General features: G+C 63.0%; 16 protein-coding genes. 8 read left to right on the forward strand and 8 right to left on the reverse strand.

The features are described from left to right. The first annotated feature begins 93 nt into the window (after nucleotides 1–93). Nucleotides 94–1,044 (forward strand): glycosyltransferase family 9 protein, encoded by a 951-nt coding sequence (locus J2Y41_RS17360; protein WP_309930302.1) that lies wholly within the window; start codon nucleotides 94–96, stop codon nucleotides 1,042–1,044. A 40-nt stretch (nucleotides 1,045–1,084) separates the two neighbouring features. Here the strand turns inward: J2Y41_RS17360 and J2Y41_RS17365 are convergent, their stop codons facing one another. Then, nucleotides 1,085–1,855: a sigma-70 family RNA polymerase sigma factor gene (locus J2Y41_RS17365; protein WP_224094577.1), complete on the reverse strand. Its 771-nt coding sequence runs from the start codon at nucleotides 1,853–1,855 to the stop codon at nucleotides 1,085–1,087. 142 nt (nucleotides 1,856–1,997) lie between these two features. Here J2Y41_RS17365 and J2Y41_RS17370 point away from each other — a divergent pair, with 142 nt between their 5' ends. Beyond that, nucleotides 1,998–2,738, forward strand: coding sequence for a GAF and ANTAR domain-containing protein (locus J2Y41_RS17370; protein WP_224165983.1), 741 nt, complete (start codon nucleotides 1,998–2,000; stop codon nucleotides 2,736–2,738). Between the two features lie 42 nt (nucleotides 2,739–2,780). Further along, nucleotides 2,781–3,230, forward strand: a complete 450-nt coding sequence (locus J2Y41_RS17375; RefSeq protein WP_224094576.1) for an SRPBCC family protein — start codon at nucleotides 2,781–2,783, stop codon at nucleotides 3,228–3,230. Nucleotides 3,231–3,263: 33 nt separating this feature from the next. Here J2Y41_RS17375 and J2Y41_RS17380 read toward each other — a convergent pair whose 3' ends face one another. Together J2Y41_RS17380 and serS are read right to left on the reverse strand one after the other, a co-directional pair. Continuing rightward, nucleotides 3,264–4,109 carry an HAD family hydrolase gene (locus tag J2Y41_RS17380; RefSeq protein ID WP_309930306.1) on the reverse strand — a complete coding sequence of 282 codons (846 nt, stop codon included), beginning with the start codon at nucleotides 4,107–4,109 and terminating at the stop codon, nucleotides 3,264–3,266. Nucleotides 4,110–4,217: 108 nt separating this feature from the next. Then, nucleotides 4,218–5,498, reverse strand: a complete 1,281-nt coding sequence (serS, locus tag J2Y41_RS17385; RefSeq protein WP_224094574.1) for a serine--tRNA ligase — start codon at nucleotides 5,496–5,498, stop codon at nucleotides 4,218–4,220. Nucleotides 5,499–5,553: 55 nt separating this feature from the next. Between serS and J2Y41_RS17390 the strand changes: the two genes are divergently transcribed. Then, a complete protein-coding gene (locus tag J2Y41_RS17390) occupies nucleotides 5,554–6,615 on the forward strand; it encodes a diacylglycerol kinase family protein (protein ID WP_309930309.1) in 1,062 nt (353 codons plus the stop codon). Here the strand turns inward: J2Y41_RS17390 and J2Y41_RS17395 are convergent. The 3 genes from J2Y41_RS17395 to J2Y41_RS17405 all read right to left on the reverse strand — a co-directional run bounded on the left by J2Y41_RS17395 (nucleotide 6,612) and on the right by J2Y41_RS17405 (nucleotide 8,263). Continuing rightward, nucleotides 6,612–6,842, reverse strand: coding sequence for a hypothetical protein (locus J2Y41_RS17395; protein ID WP_216924263.1), 231 nt, complete (start codon nucleotides 6,840–6,842; stop codon nucleotides 6,612–6,614). The genes J2Y41_RS17390 and J2Y41_RS17395 overlap by 4 nt on opposite strands. Before the next feature lie 119 nt (nucleotides 6,843–6,961). Then, nucleotides 6,962–7,891, reverse strand: a complete 930-nt coding sequence (gene pheA / locus J2Y41_RS17400; protein ID WP_224165981.1) for a prephenate dehydratase — start codon at nucleotides 7,889–7,891, stop codon at nucleotides 6,962–6,964. 45 nt (nucleotides 7,892–7,936) lie between these two features. Then, entirely contained in the window at nucleotides 7,937–8,263 is a 327-nt protein-coding gene (locus J2Y41_RS17405; RefSeq protein WP_224094571.1) for a rhodanese-like domain-containing protein, read from the reverse strand. Nucleotides 8,264–8,404: 141 nt separating this feature from the next. On the opposite strand from J2Y41_RS17405, the gene J2Y41_RS17410 reads away from it, so the two are divergent. The 3 genes from J2Y41_RS17410 (at nucleotide 8,405) to J2Y41_RS17420 (ending at nucleotide 12,125) form a co-directional block, all read left to right on the forward strand. Beyond that, the gene (locus J2Y41_RS17410) at nucleotides 8,405–9,148 is read left to right on the forward strand and encodes a peptidase E (RefSeq protein WP_224165980.1); all 744 of its coding nucleotides are present in this window, start codon (nucleotides 8,405–8,407) and stop codon (nucleotides 9,146–9,148) included. Next, the gene (locus J2Y41_RS17415; RefSeq protein WP_309930312.1) at nucleotides 9,141–10,562 is read left to right on the forward strand and encodes an amidase; all 1,422 of its coding nucleotides are present in this window, start codon (nucleotides 9,141–9,143) and stop codon (nucleotides 10,560–10,562) included. The genes J2Y41_RS17410 and J2Y41_RS17415 overlap by 8 nt, the downstream gene beginning before the upstream one ends. A gap of 63 nt (nucleotides 10,563–10,625) precedes the next feature. Continuing rightward, entirely contained in the window at nucleotides 10,626–12,125 is a 1,500-nt protein-coding gene (locus tag J2Y41_RS17420) for a peptide MFS transporter (RefSeq protein ID WP_224167605.1), read from the forward strand. Between the two features lie 123 nt (nucleotides 12,126–12,248). Here J2Y41_RS17420 and J2Y41_RS17425 read toward each other — a convergent pair whose 3' ends face one another. Next, nucleotides 12,249–12,932, reverse strand: coding sequence for a DUF4190 domain-containing protein (locus J2Y41_RS17425; RefSeq protein WP_309930315.1), 684 nt, complete (start codon nucleotides 12,930–12,932; stop codon nucleotides 12,249–12,251). 277 nt (nucleotides 12,933–13,209) lie between these two features. Here J2Y41_RS17425 and pgm point away from each other — a divergent pair, with 277 nt between their 5' ends. Beyond that, nucleotides 13,210–14,871, forward strand: coding sequence for a phosphoglucomutase (alpha-D-glucose-1,6-bisphosphate-dependent) (pgm, locus tag J2Y41_RS17430; protein ID WP_224165977.1), 1,662 nt, complete (start codon nucleotides 13,210–13,212; stop codon nucleotides 14,869–14,871). A 16-nt stretch (nucleotides 14,872–14,887) separates the two neighbouring features. On the opposite strand, the gene J2Y41_RS17435 is transcribed toward pgm, so the two are convergent. Continuing rightward, the gene (locus tag J2Y41_RS17435) at nucleotides 14,888–15,406 is read right to left on the reverse strand and encodes a 2'-5' RNA ligase family protein (protein WP_224094564.1); all 519 of its coding nucleotides are present in this window, start codon (nucleotides 15,404–15,406) and stop codon (nucleotides 14,888–14,890) included. Nucleotides 15,407–15,530: the final 124 nt, after the last annotated feature.

Consider the following 15,530-nt stretch of genomic DNA (forward strand, 5'->3'; position numbering starts at 1 on the left):
CAGTTCTCCCGACACTAAACAGCGTGACGACGAGAAGTTTCCCTGCGGGGCCAGCACCTGCGTTGGCCGCTAGACTCCTAGCGGGAGGCCACCATGGACACAGCCGAATTGAACGGACAACCCCTGCTGCTGGCCTTGCGCGCCTTGAAACTAGGGGACCTGCTTGTTGCCGTTCCGGCGCTTCGCGGCCTGCGCCGGGAATTCCCCGAGCACCGCATTTTGTACGCGGCACCAGCCTGGATTGCGGAGGCCCTGGACCTGGTGGGCGGCATCGACCACCTCCCCACGCCGGGCCTTGATGCTCCACTGAACATCGCCCCCGGAGCCGTGGACATCGCCGTTAACCTGCACGGAAACGGATCCGAAAGCCGGCAGCGCATCAATGAACTTCGGGCAAGGCGGGTGCTCGCGTACCAAGCTCCCGGGCTCGACGGACCTGAATGGACAACCGGCATCCCTGAACGCGAGCGCTGGACCCGCCTCCTGAACTGGCACGGCATCGACGCCGATCCCTTGGATTACCGGCTCAACAGGCCGAGCATTCCCTCGCCCCGGCCTGGCGCCACGGTCATCCATGTGGGCGCCGCGTATGGCAGCAGGCTCTGGCCCATAGAGCGGTTCGCCGAAGTGGCCGTCGAGCTCTCCCGGGCAGGGCACGACGTCGTGCTGACCGGGGGCACGTCCGAGCGCGGGCGGGCAGTGGAGACCGCCGCCTTGGCAAAACTCAACGGAGCAAACCTCGACGGCGGCGTGCTGGCCGGGCGGCAGGGCCTCGCAGAGTTCGCGGCGACCATTGCGGATGCCCGGCTCGTCGTTTCGGCGGACACCGGCGCCGCACACCTGGCGTCCGCGTATGCCCGGCCCTCCGTGGTCCTGTTCGGCCCCGCTCCCCCTGAAGAATGGGGTCCGCCGCCGGGACCGCACGTGGTGCTTACCGCCGTCGAACTTCGCCGCGGTGACGTTTTCGCCGCCGATCCCGATCCTGCACTCCTTGCCGTGACCGTCCGTGATGTGTTGGATGCGGTGGGCGGGTTGGGCTGCTGACTCCTGGGCTCTTGGTGGTTTCGGCTGTTGCTTTCGCTTGTTAAGGCGCCGTTCCGTCCTGGAGGCGTGCTTCCTCGTCCAGGAGCTGTGTCTGCAGGGACACCAGGATCTTGGAAAGCCGCCGCGAGACCTGCATTTGGGACATGCCCAGTGCCTCCGCGATGGTGGACTGGGTTTCCTCGCGGTAGTAGCGGCGATAGAGGAGGTGCCTGTCCTCCGCGCTCAGGCCCCGGATTGCGTTTCGAAGGGCGAGCACGTCCTCCAGCCGCTCCGTCGGAGATCCGAAAGCGGAAACGCATGCTTGCAGTCCGTCGCGGCCCTCCGCAGCGGGAGCGTCCAGGGAATCCGGCCGTTTGCTGGTGCCGGCCATCAAGGCTTCCCTGACTTGGCAAGGTTCCAGGCGAAGGTCCGCTGCCACTTCTTCGGGCGTCGGAGTCCTCTGCAGGCTTTGCGTCAGTTCCTCGGTCCGGGCGAGCACCTGGCGCCGCACATCCTGGATGGGCCTCGGTGGCCGCACTACCCAGCAGTGATCGCGGAGATACCTCTTGACCTCACCGGCGATGGTCGGGGCGGCGTATGCAGGGAAGCTGACGCCTTTGCTTTCGTCAAATCCCCGTGCGGCTTTGATCAAGCCCATGTACGCAACCTGCCGGACGTCGTCGAGGTCGTGCGTGTGCGCGGAATACCGGGCGGCAATCGATTTTGCGAGATTGAGATGGTCCAAAACCAAACCGTCCTGGAAGCTTTGACGGATGGTACTTTCCGGCGCAGGAGGCCGGATTTGGACGTCGTGTGGTCGGGTTTGTCGCATGTGGCTTCAATCCTTAGACCTGCTGAAGTGAGTGAGCCCACGGCAAGACTCCTTAAAAAGAGAAGCACACTTACTATTAGCTTTCAACGGGTATTCAGGACTACGCTCGAAGGGTAGCCTCCTCCAGGGATCGGAGATCCACGTGGAAAACCAACAACTCACCGAACCGCATCTTGTAGCAGCGGAAATCCAGGACCTGCTTCTGGATACACCGGACGTGGAGGCCTTCCTGGCCGAGCTGGCACGCCACTCAGCGGCCATGTTCACCAAACCTGACAACGAAGTATTTTGTGGCATCACACTGCTTCGGCATCGGGCCGCGGCCACAGTGGCAAGCAGCAGCGAACGGGCGCAGATGCTCGACGAACTCCAGTACCAGTACGCCGACGGCCCATGTGTCCATTGCTGCAGGGAAGGCACACTGGTGCATGTTCCGGACTTCGAAAAAGACAACACCTGGCCTGAGTACAACGAGCTAGCCCTGGCGAACGGTGTTCATTCTGTCCTCGCCGTTCCTTTCCCGCTCACGGATGACACCGCACGGGCAGGCTTGAACCTCTACTCCGAACGCCCCAGCGGCTTCGACCAGGCCGCCGTTCAACGCGCCACCGATTACGTTCAGCAGGCATCCAAGGGCCTGCAATTGGCCGTGCTGATTGCGCAGCACAGCCAAACCGCCGCCAACCTTCGTGCCGCCATGGCATCCCGGACAGTCATCGACGTAGCCACAGGCATCATCATCGCCCAAAACAGGTGCAGCCAAGCTGAAGCGGTTGAGCTCATCAAAAAGGCCTCCAGTAACCGGAACGTCAAGCTCCGGGACGTTGCACAGGCAATTGTCGACTCAGCCGGCGGCGGCCCTGTTCAAACCCATTTCACTTAACCCCCCACCAAAACCACAACAATCCACAGCGAGGTGTCACTGATGCAAACCGTCACGAAGGCCATCGAGGTAGAGGTACCGGTTTCGGTCGCCTACAACCAGTGGACCCAGTTCGAAAAGTTTCCCGAGTTCATGAGCGGCGTGGAGAATGTCCGCCAGATCAACGATTCAACGCTGCACTTCTCAACCAAGGTCGGCGGAGTCCGGCGCGAATACGATGCCCGCATCACCCAACAAGTTCCGGACACCGTCATTGCGTGGGAGAGCATCGACGCACCGCGCAACGCCGGCACAGTCCGCTTCGACAACCTCGGACCCCAGCACTGCGGCGTCAACGTGACACTGGAATGGGAGCCCGAAGGATTCGTGGAGAAGGCCGGCGCAGCGCTCTCCGCCGACGAAATGCAGGTGGCCGCGGACCTGGACAAATTCAAGGAATTCATCGAGGACCGCGGCCACGAAACCGGTGCCTGGCGGGGGCGGGTGGACTAGCCCGCGCCGCCTCCGGGCTTAGCCGTGCGGCTGCTACAGCAGGCTGCGCAGAACCAGGGCGGCGCCGTCGTCGAATACTGACGCGGTGACCTCATCCGCAACGGCGATCACTTCCTCGGGAGCCTGGCCCATGGCCACTCCCCTGCCGGCCCACGTGAGCATCTCGATGTCATTGCGGCCATCTCCCACCGCCACCGTGTTGGCCTGTTGCGTGCCGATCCTCTTGCGCAGGGCCTCAAGCGCACTGGCCTTGGTCACGCCCTCCGCGGCAATGTCTAGCCACGCAGTCCAGCCAACCGAGTACGTCACGCCGGAAAGGCCGATGTGGCGGATGGCGTGATTGAAGTCGTCAGAAGTGTTGTCGCTGCTGAAGACCACCACGCGTACCGCCGTGGCCTCCAACATGGTCTGGAAGTCCACGCCGATTGCCTCGACGCCAAAGCTGGCGTCCTGGAAACGCTCCGTGGAGAGGAAGTTCCCGTCTTCATCCTCCAGCGCGTACTTCGCGTTGGGCAGGCGTTCGCGCAGGGCCTTCAGCGCCGGAGCGGGATCGAACGTTGCCTTGTGGATGATCTCATAGCCGGTCTCAAGGGTGGGATCCAGCCGGAGAGTAACGCCGCCGTTGCAGCACACCGCGTAGCCACGTTCCAAGCCGATTTGCCCGATGATGGGCAAGGTGGCATTCAGCGACCGGCCGGTGGCGATCATGACGTCATGCCCGCTCGCGACCACCGCCTGTGCCGCCGCCCTAACCTCGGGGGACATGTGGCCATCGTGGTCCACGAGCGTACCGTCAACGTCCAATGCGATCATGAGTTTGTTGTTGTCATTTGGCTGGTCATCGATGCCAGCAACTGGAGTGTCAGTCAAAATAGTCATGGTTCCAGTAGAGCAGACGCCTCTGACACCGCACTAGGACCGAGGACACAGCAAGGGATTAACGCCGCGTGAACACTCCGGGCCACCCCATCAATTCCGCGCCGAAACCTACAGGACCGGTAAAACCTCAAGCCCGCCAAGGTACTTCTGCAGGGCCTTGGGAACGTTGACCGAGCCGTCCGGGTTCTGGTGGTGCTCCAACAGGGCCACGATCCAGCGGGTGGTGGCCAGGGTGCCGTTCAGGGTGGCCACGGCACGGGTGCCCTTGGCGACGCCTTCCTCGTTGATCACGCGTTCGCGGATGTTGAGGCGGCGGGCCTGGAACGTGGTGCAGTTGGAGGTGGACGTGAGCTCGCGATAGGCATTCTGGGTAGGAACCCAGGCTTCGCAATCGAACTTGCGGGCAGCGGACATGCCGAGGTCGCCCGCAGCTGTGTCGATCACCCGGTAGGGAAGCTCGCACTTGGCCAGCATTTCCTCTTCCCATGCGAGCAGGCGTTCGTGTTCCGCAGCTGCTTCTTCAACCGTGGTGTAGATGAACATCTCCACTTTGTTGAACTGGTGTACGCGAATGATGCCACGGGTGTCCTTGCCGTGCGAACCGGCCTCGCGGCGGTAGCAGGAGCTTTGGCCGGCGTAGCGGATGGGACCGGAAGAGAGGTCCAGGATCTCGTCCGCGTGGTAGCCGGCGAGGGCCACCTCCGAGGTTCCCACAAGGTAAAGGTCGTCTTCAGCGAGACGGTAGATCTCGGCGTCGTGCTTTACATCGAACCCGGTGCCCTGCATGGTCTCCGGACGCACCAAGGTGGGGGTGATCATCGGGACGAAGCCAGCCTCGATCGCCTGGTCCATGGCCATCTGCAGCAGCGCCATTTCCAAGCGGGCACCCACGCCACGCAGGAAGTAGAAGCGCGCGCCCGAGACCTTGGCGCCGCGTTCCATGTCGATCGCGCCGATCAGTTCGCCGATTTCCAAGTGGTCCTTCGGCTCGAAATCCGTGAATTCGCGCGGCGTGCCCACCGTCTTGACCACAACGTAGTCGTCCTCGCCGCCCTCGGGAACGCCATCGACGATCAGGTTGGGGATGGCGCGGAGCAGCTCTTCCTGCTTGGCCTGGGCGGCAGCAGCTTCAGCGGAAGCGGCCTTCACCGAGTTGGCCAGTTCCTTGACCTCGGCCAGCAGGGCCTGCTTTTCCTCGCCCTTTGCCTGGGCAACCTTCTTGCCGAAGGCGTTCTGCTCGGCGCGGAGGGTTTCATGGCGGATCAGCGCGGCACGGCGATCGGAGTCTGCGGAGATGATCGCGTCCACAACAGACTCGTCGGCGCCACGGGCGCGCTGGCTGGCACGGAACTTGTCCGGATTTTCGCTGAGGTCTTTTACGTCGATCACCACACAAGAGTATCGAATCTGCGGTGCACGCCCAGGACGATAGTGTTGGAGCACCATGAGCGACTGGATCCTGTACGTGATTCTCGCTGGGGGCGTGGCCTTTGCCGTCTCCAGTTGGTGGGGTGTGCGCCGGTTGAGAGCCCGTCACATCAGGAGCGCGGTTCGGGAGGACACCCACAAGCCGGAGCCAGGGCACCAGAAGGTTGCGGTGATTCTCAACCCGGTGAAAAACAAGTCTCTCGAGGCCCGCCAAGCGATTATCGATGCCTGCGACCTCGCCGGGTGGGACAGCCCGAAGTTCTTTGAAACCACTGTGGACGACCCTGGTTACGGGCAGTCGCGCCAAGCGCTGGAGTACGGGGCCGACGTCGTTCTTGCGTGCGGCGGCGACGGTACAGTGCGTGTGGTGGCTGAGTCGCTGGCGCATAAGGGCGTGGCGATGGGCCTCATTCCGCTGGGCACCGGCAACCTCCTGGCCCGCAACGTCGAACTGGACGTCACCGACATCGCCGACTGCATCCAGATCGCCCTCTTTGGGCACCAGCGTTTTATTGACACTGCGACCATGGCCATAGACAACGGCATTACCGGAGAATCGTCCGCCCACACGTTCCTTGTGATCGCCGGTATGGGCCTGGATGCCGAGGTTGTGGGCGATACCAAGGAAGACCTGAAGAAGACCGTGGGTTGGCTGGCCTATACAGAGGCCGGAGTCCGGCATCTGCCCGGCCGCCGCAAGCGTGTCACCATCACCATGGATGACCAGCCGGAACAGGCCCGGAAAATCCGCAGCGTGCTTTTCGCCAATTGCGGCCTGATTCCGGGCGGCATCGATTTCATTCCGGAAGCCATGATCGACGACGGCATGCTGGACATCGTCGTCATGAGCCCGCGCAGCGCGTTCGGATGGATCGCGATGTACGCGAAGATCCTGTTCAAGCACAAACGGAATTTGCCGGTGATGAATTTCTATCGCTCCGGCAAGGTCACCATCCGCAGCCAGGAACCCATGGCGACTCAACTCGACGGCGACCCCGCGGGCGAGGCCACGGAGGTCACCGTCCAGGTCCAGCCGGGTTCGCTATTGGTGCGGGTACCGAAAGCTCAAACCCTCTAGACTGCACCCTTTTCGGGTTGGGCCGCATTTGCTGCGGCTGCTTCGGCCGCCGCCTTCGCCGCGGCCCGTGCCTCGGCCTGCTCACGGATCATCGCTTGTTCTTCTTCAAAACGGAGTCGATCCGCGCGGTCAGCTTCGTCGCCGTCCCAGTCGTCCTTGTTCTCGCCGGAAGGCTTGGGATTGACGATCATGCCTTGGCCGTCTTTGTCATCCCGGTGGACAGACATGACCGCTCCCTTCTTTTGGGCATTCATCCATCGTTTATGGATCAGGCAAGCATACGCACAGTTGCATCAACGCGAAAGGGGTTGAAGGTTCAATTATTTAGCGCTGGACCCAGCGCAGCCTAGCCCTTAAGAATCGATTGGACCCACGCATGAGCGGAGGCAAAGGCAGCGTCCGAAGTATGTGGGGCAACCACGGCAGCCTGCTTGTCGGCGCGCGCGTATGAGCCAAGGAAACGGGTTGCCGGGCTGATTCTGTGGAGGCCCGCCAAGGCATCAGCAACACGGGAATCCGACGCATGACCGTCGGCATCGATGCTGAAGAAGTAGTGGCCAAGGTACTGGCCGGTGGGGCGTGATTCGATCCGGCTCAGGTTGACCCCCCGCGAAGCGAACTGGTCAAGGATTTCCATGAGGGCACCGGGGTGGTCCTCCGGCAGCGGGACAACAACCGTTGTCTTATCCGCACCCGTGCGTTCGGGCAAGGGACCTGGACGGCTCACCAGGATAAAGCGGGTGACTGCATCCGGGTTGTCGCCGATGTTTTCGGCCAGAACGTTAAGCCCAGGCTGCTCCCCCGCAATCAACGGGGCGCAAATGGCGGCGTCGTAATGGGCGTCTCCTTCCAGGAGGCCCATGGCCGCTGCCGCGGTAGAGGAACCGGGGACGTAATCCGCGTTCGGAATATTTTCCTCCACCCAGAGGCGGCATTGGGCCCATGCGTGGCCGTGTGTGGAGATGCGCTTTATGTTGGCAAGCACGACGCCGGGCCTCGCCACGAGCACGAACGTGATAGGCACCAGGGCCTCGCGGATGATCCGGAGCTCTGGGCCGGTGGCAATGGCATCCAGGGTCGCAGTCACGCCACCCTCCACCGAGTTTTCGATGGGAACCATGGCAGCGTCCGCCTCACCGTTGCGAACCCGCTCGAGGGCCGTGTTTACGTTGGTGCAAGGAATGCGGGAGGCATCAGCGGCACCAGGGACCTGCATGAGGGCGGTCTCCGTGAACGTTCCCTCAGGGCCCAGGAACGTATAGGTCGGTGCTGACATTGAATATTCCTTGCTGGTTATATGCGCGGGTCGGGCTGCCGAAGGTTAGAGAACCACTGGCTTGAGACCGTTGTCCGACACCATTGGCCGGCCGGCTTCGAACCACATGTCCATCCCACCGGCCACGTTCACGGCAGAGTAGCCCTGGCCCACCAGCCACTGGACTACGCGGAAGGAACGGCCACCGGTACGGCAGATGACGAAGAGGTCGTCATCGGGATCAAGTTCATCCAAGCGGGCCGGCAGTTGGTCCATAGGGATATGCCGTGCGCCCTCAACGTGTCCGGCAACCCATTCATAGTCCTCGCGAACGTCCAGGATGCTGGCATCAGCCGGAATATCGCCCACAGGCACGGTTTCGAAGTCGCTCATGGCGGTTCCTTCCCATCGATTCAGATCATCATCCAGCCTAGTCGCAGCAGCCGCGAAGCGGGACGTCGCTTGCGCCCCGCGGTTGCGGCACTAAGACTGGGACGCAGAGACTCCGTTGAATCGGCTGTTAGGAGCAGGACCATGGCGGCTGGCCAACCCACCATCCTCGCAACATCCGGCGGTTACAAGCCTGGCAGCCGGACCCGCATCGAGTTCGACCACCTCATGCACTACGCCGTGGAGCTGTCCGGGGTGAGTGGGCGCGCACCCCGCGTGACCCACATCGGTACTGCATCAGGTGACCAACGCTGGTGGGCGGCAGAGATGGATCAGGCAGCCCGCATTGCCGGGTTTGATTTCGCTCATCTCAATCTCTTCACCATGCCCAATATTGAGGACCCTGAAGCTCATCTTTTGGAGCAGGACGTGGTGTGGGTCCACGGTGGTTCGGTGGTCAACCTGCTTGCCGTATGGCGGGCACACGGCCTCGATGGCATTTTGCGGAAGGCCTGGGAAAGCGGCGTGGTCCTGGCCGGGGTTTCCGCGGGTTCCATCTGTTGGTTCAAGAGCGGCGTGACGGATTCCTTCGGCCCTGAATTGCAGCCGGTTACGAATGCGCTTGGCTTCCTTCCCTACGCCAACGGCGTCCACTATGACTCCGAACCCCGCCGCGCTCCTGCCATCCACAAGCTCGTGGCCAACGGCACGCTGGGAGAGGCGCATTGCACGGACGACGGCGTGGGGCTGGTTTACCACGGCACCGAGCTGGTGGAGGTGGTGTCCGAAGTCAAGAACAAGGCCGCTTTCCGGGTCACTGCAGGTGCTGGTGAGAGCGTGGACGCCATCGCTGTGGAGGAACGGTTGGAGTCTCGTTTCCTTGGTTGATCTTTCCCTGCAGGCCCTCAACGCTGTGGCGCTTCGGGATGCCCTCGCGACCGGCGAGCTGTCGGCAAGGGACGCCACCGGCCATTTCCTGTCCGTCATCGAGGCCCGCAACAGGCACTTGGGCGCCTTCATTACCATTACCGCAGAGCAAGCGATGGCCGACGCCGGCACGGCGGACAACCTGCACGCGCAGCTCTCCCGCGCGCACCGCCTTTCCGAGTTGCCCCTCCTGCACGGCATGCCCCTCGCTTTCAAAGACCTCACGGACGTAGCCGGCGTTCCCACCACCCACGGCAGCGCCGCCCTGGAGCACAAACCCGCACCTGAGGATGGCGCCCTCGCAGCCACCCTGAAGGGCCAAGGCGTCATCTCGCTGGGCAAAACCCAGGTTCCGGAGTTCGGGCTCACCGCGTACAGCGAAAACCGCATCGCACCGCCGTCGCGCAATCCCCACTCCTTAAGCCGAAGTTCCGGAGGGTCTTCGGGCGGAAGCGCAGCGGCCGTGGCGGCTGGCATGGTTCCTTTCGCTCCCGGGACGGACGGCGGCGGTTCCATTCGGATTCCGGCAGGCGCCTGTGGCCTGGTGGGGCTCAAGCCGGGGCGCGGCATGGTGCCATCCGGAGCAAACGCGGGTGACGCAGCTAAATTGGTGGTCGCCGGACCGCTGGCGGCGGACGCTGCCCTGCTGATGGACGCGCTGGTCCCCCGCGAACAAGCGCCCGACGGCGGTTATCTCGCCAACGTTGGCCAAGCGCCAACGCCACTGAAAGTGGGCGTGAGCCTGGATAGCCCGTGGGCCGGAGTCTTCCCTTTCGAGGTGGAACAGGAAGCATTGGACGGCCTTGCGCGGGGAATCAAGCTGCTTGAAGAGGCCGGCCACCGCGTCGCGGAAGCGGAGATCCGCTACGACAACCGCTACCCGGAGGCGTTCACCGCAGCCTGGACTGCCGGCGTCGGGAGCGCCCGGATAGCACCCCAGCGCGAGGCGCTCCTGACCCCGCTCACCCGGACGTTCCGTCGTCGTGCGCAGCAGCGCAGCGCGTTGAAGGTCAATGAGGCCCTCGTTTTCCTGCGGCAGTTCGAGCACGACACGATCGCGCAATATGCGCAGTGGGACGTCATCCTCATGCCCACGCTGGCTCAGACACCACGCCCGATCGGCTGGTTCACGGGCGGCGGCCACAGCAGTGAGCCCTGGCCCAGCGAATGGGCGGGCGACGCAGACGAGGATTACAGAAGACAATGCGAGTACGCGCCTTGGTCCTCCATGGTCAATGTGTGTGGATTGCCGGCGATCAGCATCCCCGTCAATGTGACAACGAGCGGCCTTCCGATGGGCATCCAGGTGATCGGTAAACCCGGTTCTGAACTGCAGCTTCTTCAGCTCGCGGCGGTTTTGGAGGCCTTTCAGTAAGCGGGCTTGGGTGGTTGTCTACCATATGGAAAGTGGTTGCCACGGGCATCCATCGATGTGACAATGCCCGCAGTCAATGCCAGCATTGAGGAAATGAGCACACCTCTAACCACGGCTACGCCCCAAAAACCATCGGGCGATACGTCATTCTTCGGCCACCCAAAGATGCTGGCCAGCCTCTTCTCCGTGGAGATGTGGGAGCGATTCTCCTTCTACGGCATGCAGGGCATCCTGCTTTACTACATGTACTTCAGCGCCGAGCAGGGCGGGTTGTCGATCGACAAGGGCCTCGCCGCTGGCTTGGTTGGCGCTTATGGCGGCGGCGTCTACCTGTCCACCATCCTGGGCGCATGGCTCGCAGACCGTATCTTCGGTTCCGAAAAGGTCCTCTTCGGCTCGGCCCTCATGATCATGGCGGGCCACATTGCCCTGGCTCTCCTGCCCGGTATTCCCGGACTGATCGCCGGCCTTGTTTTGGTGGGCATCGGATCCGGCGGCCTGAAAGCCAATGCCACCGCGCTGGTTGGCAGCCTGTACGGCGAGAAGGACGAGCGCCGCGACGCCGGCTTCTCCATCTTCTACATGGGCATCAACATCGGCGGACTCATCGGCCCCCTGGTCACAGGCTGGCTCCAGGAGAGCAACGGCTTCCACTGGGGCTTCGGCGCAGCAGCCGTGGGCATGGCGATCGGCCTTGTCATCTACTCGCTGGGCCGCAGCAAGCTCCCCGAGGAAGCCCACCGCGTTCCCAACCCGCTCCCGGCTGCTGACCGCACACGGTATGGGCTGATTTTCCTGGGCATCCTCGTGATCATAGGAGTACTGCTCGGCACGGGCACGGTTAACGCCGACAACCTGGCTCGCAGCATGGCTTACGCTGCCATCGGTGCCTCAGTGATCTACCTTTTCCTGATCTTCCGCAGCGCCAAAGTCACAGGCCTGGAGCGCAAACGCGTGCTGGCGTTCATCCCGCTGTACATCGCATCGGCCGCCTTCTGGGCCCTGTTCCAGCAGCAGTTCACCTTCATTGCCGTGTACTCCGAAGAGAAACTGGATCGCAACCTGTTCGGCTGGGAAATGCCGGCGGCCTGGGTCCAGTCCATCAACCCGGTGTTCATCATCATCTTCGCCGGCGTCATGGCAGCCCTGTGGACCAAGCTGGGCACCAAACAGCCAAGTTCCCCGCTGAAATTCTCTGCAGGTCTGCTCATCATGGGGCTGGCCTTCCTCTGCTTCATCCCGCTGGCTGGCGACGGCAAGACCCCGCTGCTGGCGCTTGTGGGAATCCTGTTCCTCTTTACACTGGCAGAACTCTTCCTCTCCCCCATTGGCCTGTCCGTGAGCACCAAGCTCGCCCCGCAGGCTTTCCACACCCAAATGGTGGCGCTGTTCTTCCTGTCCGTCTCACTGGGCACCACGCTGGCAGGCATCCTTGCCGGCCTCTACAACCCCGACGACGAACTCCCGTACTTCCTGGGCATTGGCGGCGTGGCTGTGGTGTTGGCTATGGCACTCGCTGCTGGATCCCCGGCTATCAAGAAGCTGATGGGCGGCGTGCGGTAGCTGGCGGCGGGTGACCGATCCAGTTTGCGCTTAACAACGACGACGACCCTTACCTTCGGTGGGAATCCCACCTGACGTAAGGGTCGCCGTCGTACGCGTTTGCTTGGTAGCGGCAGCTGCTGCCTAGTAGTTATACCTGCTGGAAGCCCCGATCGCAGCAAAGAAGAAGATCAAGACGACCACCGTGATCGCCACGCCGACGTAACCCATGATCAGGCCGGCAATCGCCATGCCCTTGCCCGCCGGTTCGCGGTTGAGGGCAAGATGGCCAAGGATCACAGCGGCGATCTGCGGCAGGATGAAGAACCCAAAGCCAACAAATGTGGCAATGCCGCAGCACATGCTCGCGATGCTCAGGCCCTTGGGCTGCGTGGGCATGGCGTAATACGCGGGCTGGCCGTACGGGTTCTGCTGGCCATAAGGCTGCTGCTGGTACGGGCCCTGGTTGTACTGGCCTTGGTTGTATTGGCTCTGGTTATAAGGGCTGGGGGGCTGGCCATACGGCGATGGGCCCGGCTGGCTGTAATCACCGGGCGTGTACGAGCCCTGGCTGGATGCACCCTGATTGGCGCCGCTCTGGCTGGTGGGGCTCTGGCCGCCGCCGCTCTGGCTTGTGGGCGGCAGCGGCTGCGTGTAGAAGTCGTCCTGGCCCTGGGCGTTCTGCGTGTAGGCGCCCTGATCGTACGGCGAAAGCGGCTGCGTCTGTGAGGTCTGCTCCGGCGCGCTGAATTCGGCCGGCGGGATGTACTGCGGCGGTTCGTAGCCCGCCGGTTTGTCCTCGTTGCCCTTGGATGGTTGATCTGACATGGGAATCCCCCTCGCTAAGTCCTTGTTTCCCACCCTACCGCCGCCACGTGCGCCGCATAAGGCGACCCGCTTTCCGGTTCCGCCCAGTCTGGGGCATGCGTCCCATGGTGTCGGGACGGGCGACCGGGGCGGAATCCTCCCACTAAAGCCGCCGCTCGTAAACGCGAGGTAAATCTTTGGCTCATCCGGCGCCACATCGCCGCCATTCTGCGTCACAGGGGCGGGATCGCGGGACATTTCCTGTCAGGGGGCGCGGTGGTCTGGCATGCTGGACGACATGGCTAGCCGAGCGGGCACAGTTGCCCTTCCCCAGGACCTTGTTGACATCACAGCCCTGCTGGACGCGTACTTCGACGTCACCCCTGATTTGGGCGATCCCGCGCAACGCGTAGCGTTTGGAACGTCGGGCCACCGCGGATCCAGCTTGAAGTCGTCGTTTAACGAGCCGCACATCCTCGCGATCACGCAGGCAATCGTTGAATACCGCGGCCGCCAGGGCATCACCGGGCCGCTATTCATCGGGCGCGACACCCACGCCCTGAGCGAACCCGCGCAGAACTCCGCACTGGAGGTACTGGCCGCCAACGGCGTGACCGTCCTGGTGGACGCCCGCCACGGTTACACCCCGACGCCGGCGCTGAGCCACGCAATCCTCAAGTACAACCGCGAAGCCGCGCCGGGCACACCCCAGGCAGACGGCATCGTGGTCACCCCCAGCCACAACCCGCCCGGCGACGGTGGTTTCAAGTACAACCCCCCGCATGGCGGACCGGCCGACACCGACGCCACAGGTTGGATCGCCGAACGCGCCAACCAGCTCCTTGAGAACGGCCTCCGCGGCGTCAAGCGCATTCCGTTGAATGATGCTTTGAACGCGGACACCACCGGAAAGTTCGACTTCCTCAGCAGCTATGTTGATGATCTCCCATCCGTCCTGGACCTGGACGCCATCCGCAACGCTGGTGTCCGCATCGGCGCCGATCCCATGGGCGGTGCGTCCGTTGACTACTGGGGCGAGATCGGTGAACGCCACCAGCTCAACCTGACGGTCGTGAACCCCACCGTGGACCCACAGTGGGCTTTCATGACCCTGGACTGGGACGAGAAGATCCGCATGGACTGCTCCTCGCCTTCCGCGATGGCCTCACTCATCAAGCGCATGTCACTGGGTGCGGATGGTACCGCCGCCTACGACGTCGCCACGGGTAACGACGCCGACGCCGACCGCCACGGCATCGTCACGCCGGACGGTGGACTCATGAACCCGAACCACTACCTCGCCGTCGCCATCGATTACTTGTACCGCAACCGCAGCGGCTGGAATCCCGAATCCGTGGTCGGCAAGACGCTGGTTTCGTCCTCGATCATCGACCGCGTAGCTGCAGGGCTCGGCCGCAAGCTGGTTGAAGTTCCCGTCGGCTTCAAGTGGTTCGTGCCGGGCCTGCTCTCCGGCGAGGGCGCGTTCGGTGGCGAGGAATCGGCCGGCGCCTCCTTTAACAAGCGCGACGGCAGTGTGTGGACCACGGACAAAGACGGCATCCTCTTGGCCCTGCTGGCCTCGGAAATCACGGCTGTCACAGGTAAATCCCCGTCGCAGCTGTACAAGGGACTCACGGACCAGTTCGGCGCACCCGTCTACGCCCGAATCGATGCCGCTGCCACGCGCGAGCAGAAGGCCAAGCTGGGTAAGCTCTCCGCCGCGGACGTCACCGCTACTTCCCTTGCCGGCGAAGACATCACCGCCAAGCTCACGGAAGCCCCCGGCAATGGAGCTTCAATCGGCGGCCTGAAGGTTGTTACCGAGAACGCATGGTTTGCGGCCCGCCCCTCCGGCACCGAGGACGTCTACAAGATCTACGCCGAGTCCTTCAAGGGCGCAGATCACCTGGCCAAGGTGCAGGAGGAAGCCAAGGCTTTGGTGGATGGGGTAATTGCGTAGCCTCTGATTCACGTCCTTAGGCGGTTTGCGAGTCCTCAGCTTCTGCGGCGTCCTGCGTCCAGAGCCTGAGGATGCGTCGGATGGTGTGGTTGCCTTCCGGCGCCATGTCCACCAGTGCCACTTGGTCAAGCACGACGACGTCTCCCGGCTTTGGGCGCTTGCCGTCGTGATGCGAGATGTGCGGCCGGTAGCGTTCGAGGACGTAGTTCGGCGTAGCGATGCGCCCGCCCACGCTGACCACGGCGTCGAAAAGTTCCTCGTGCAGGCCCTGGAGCAGCGGGTTTTGTTCCACCAAGCTCACGGGAATCGACCCCATGTGGCCGAAGCCCGCTTCTTCGCCAATGATCAGTGGCGTTCCGAGCGCTCCCTGGACGGGTGCTTCGGCCAAGTCAGCGAGGACATTGGCGACGTCGGCACTCACGTCAGTTCCGACGTCGAACCTTAACAACGTGATGTGAAGCGGCCAGTCGCTGCGCGGAAATACCAGCCCTGGCCGCACGGGCTCCGTAAATGCCACCCAGATGAGGTTCCGCATAGGCATAGTTTGCCACTCAGCGGGTCAGAACTGACGGGATCTGCGAGAGGGATGCCGAAAAAGCCGCAGGAAGTGAGAGAACATCCAAACCCCCCGGATCCTCGCTCACATCGTGGCCATTAAA

The sequence above is a fragment of the Arthrobacter sp. 1088 genome, from assembly GCF_031455315.1.
Lineage (GTDB): Bacteria > Actinomycetota > Actinomycetes > Actinomycetales > Micrococcaceae > Arthrobacter.

Excerpts from the sequence above, each read along its gene's own strand:
- J2Y41_RS17380 (WP_309930306.1), bottom strand. The coding sequence starts at position 4,109 with ATGACTATTTTGACTGACACTCCAGTTGCTGGCATCGATGACCAGCCA.
- J2Y41_RS17375 (WP_224094576.1), top strand. The coding sequence starts at position 2,781 with ATGCAAACCGTCACGAAGGCCATCGAGGTAGAGGTACCGGTTTCGGTC.
- J2Y41_RS17435 (WP_224094564.1), bottom strand. The coding sequence starts at position 15,406 with ATGCGGAACCTCATCTGGGTGGCATTTACGGAGCCCGTGCGGCCAGGG.
- J2Y41_RS17425 (WP_309930315.1), bottom strand. The coding sequence starts at position 12,932 with ATGTCAGATCAACCATCCAAGGGCAACGAGGACAAACCGGCGGGCTAC.
- J2Y41_RS17390 (WP_309930309.1), top strand. The coding sequence starts at position 5,554 with ATGAGCGACTGGATCCTGTACGTGATTCTCGCTGGGGGCGTGGCCTTT.
- J2Y41_RS17405 (WP_224094571.1), bottom strand. The coding sequence starts at position 8,263 with ATGAGCGACTTCGAAACCGTGCCTGTGGGCGATATTCCGGCTGATGCC.
- J2Y41_RS17420 (WP_224167605.1), top strand. The coding sequence starts at position 10,626 with ATGCCCGCAGTCAATGCCAGCATTGAGGAAATGAGCACACCTCTAACC.
- J2Y41_RS17365 (WP_224094577.1), bottom strand. The coding sequence starts at position 1,855 with ATGCGACAAACCCGACCACACGACGTCCAAATCCGGCCTCCTGCGCCG.
- pheA (WP_224165981.1), bottom strand. The coding sequence starts at position 7,891 with ATGTCAGCACCGACCTATACGTTCCTGGGCCCTGAGGGAACGTTCACG.
- J2Y41_RS17360 (WP_309930302.1), top strand. The coding sequence starts at position 94 with ATGGACACAGCCGAATTGAACGGACAACCCCTGCTGCTGGCCTTGCGC.
- pgm (WP_224165977.1), top strand. The coding sequence starts at position 13,210 with ATGGCTAGCCGAGCGGGCACAGTTGCCCTTCCCCAGGACCTTGTTGAC.
- J2Y41_RS17395 (WP_216924263.1), bottom strand. The coding sequence starts at position 6,842 with ATGTCTGTCCACCGGGATGACAAAGACGGCCAAGGCATGATCGTCAAT.
- J2Y41_RS17410 (WP_224165980.1), top strand. The coding sequence starts at position 8,405 with ATGGCGGCTGGCCAACCCACCATCCTCGCAACATCCGGCGGTTACAAG.